Origin of the sequence: Pseudomonas crudilactis, assembly GCF_013433315.1 — a bacterium.
GTDB classification, from domain to species: domain Bacteria; phylum Pseudomonadota; class Gammaproteobacteria; order Pseudomonadales; family Pseudomonadaceae; genus Aquipseudomonas; species Aquipseudomonas crudilactis.
On sequence record NZ_WXVV01000046.1, the window covers coordinates 1 to 1810 of the forward strand.

At 62.4% G+C, this 1810-nt stretch carries 1 protein-coding gene; it reads left to right on the top strand.

Annotation, left to right across the window (positions count from 1 at the left end):
• A partial coding sequence (locus GTU76_RS29695; protein ID WP_180700254.1) for a DUF6531 domain-containing protein occupies window positions 1-1810 on the top strand: 1810 nt, incomplete at both ends.

The window sequence follows — 1810 nt, forward strand, 5'->3', positions numbered from 1 at the left end:
GCCGCGGGCGCGGGAATGGCTGGCGGCGTCGGCGTTGCGGTTGGCGGAACTGACTTCGGCACCGGAACTGAGCAAACACGCGAGCGCGTTGAAGCCGCTGATGTTTCACGCACGTGACGTTGAGTTGAAACCGACACCGTCGATACCGCTGAACATTCGTCAGGCCGATTCACTGGTGTTGACTGTGCCGAATCCGGCGCCTCTTGCGCGAGACAAGTCTGGTGGTTCGAGCCGGTTGCAACGGCATGAGCCTCACGACGACTCGCCGGATCAGGCGAAAAATCCCAACGGTGACAGCGCCGATTGCGTGCCCTTCACCTGCACCAACGGTTGTCCGGTGTCGATGGTCACTGGCGAAGAACTGCTGACCCTGAGCGATGCCGTGCTCGATGGCGTGTTGCCGTTTGAGTTCAGCCGGTTGTATCGCTCTAGTGCTGCCGAGATCGATATCGGGCTGGGGTTTGGTTGGAGCCATTCGCTGGCGCATCGGCTGGAGTTTTTCGCTGATGAGGTTGTTTGGGTCGATCACGAAAACCGGCGTACGCGTTTTCCGTTGCCGAGCGTTGAACGACCGGCGATTCACAACAGCCTGTCGCGGGCGGCGATTTTTCTGGGTGATGAGCCGGAAGAGCTGATCCTCGCGCTGGCCGGGGATACGGCGCGGTTTTATCACTTTCGTGCGGGACGGCTGACGGCGGTCAGTGATGCCTATGGCAATCGTCTGACGGTGCAGCGCGATCGGTCTGACCGGGTGCAGCGACTGGACAACGGCGCCGGGCGTTCGCTGCTGTTGCGCTATGACCGCGCGCAGTTGGTTGGTGTGGATTATCAGGTGTTTCGCGACGGTGCCTGGGGCACCGAACAGGCGCTGGTCAGCTACCGCTACGACGCCTACCGGCACCTGATCGAAGCGACCAACGCCGTCGGCGACAGCGAGCGTTACGACTACGACGACGCTCACGTGATTCTGCAGCGGCAACTGGCTGGCGGCGCGAGTTTCTTTTGGGAGTGGGAGCGCTCGGGCAAGGCTTCTCGCTGTGTCAGGCATTGGGCCTCGTTTTCGCAGATGGACACGCGCTACGTCTGGAATGACGACGGCAGTGTCGCGGTGCATTACGTCGATGGCACCGAAGAAACGTACGTCCACGACGAGCGTGCGCGGCTGGTGCGTAAAGTCTCGGCGGACGGTGGCGAGCAGCTCAAGGCCTATGACTCTTCGGGGCACTTGATCGCCGAGCAGGATGCCTTGGGCGCGGTCACCGAATACCGCTACGACGAGGTCGGACGGCTGATCGCGCTGATTCCACCGGATGAGGCGCCCACGTCCTACGAGTATCGCAACGGTTTCCTGCATAAACGCTCTCGCGGCGATGCGGTGTGGATCTACCGGCGCAATGCCGAGGGTGATGTCACCGAAGCGGTCGACCCCGATGGTCAGGTCACCCATTACTACTACGACACCCGGGGTCAGTTGCTGTCGATCCGCTACCCGGACAGCAGTCGGCATCGACTGGTATGGAACGACCTTGGCCAGTTGACCGAAGAGACCTTGCCCGACGGCGGCGTGCGGCGTTTTTCCTACGACGCACTGGGGCGGCGGACCACCACCGCGGACGAACACGGTGCAGTCACCCGGCAACATTGGGACGCCGTTGGCCGACTGATCCAGACGACGTTTCCTACCGGCAGCACCCGTGCCTACAGCTACGGCGCCTACGGTCAGGTCACCGCCGAGCGCGATGAACTGGGACGCATCACCCGCTACGAATACGACGATGACCTGCACCTGGTCTCGCGGCGGATCAACCCC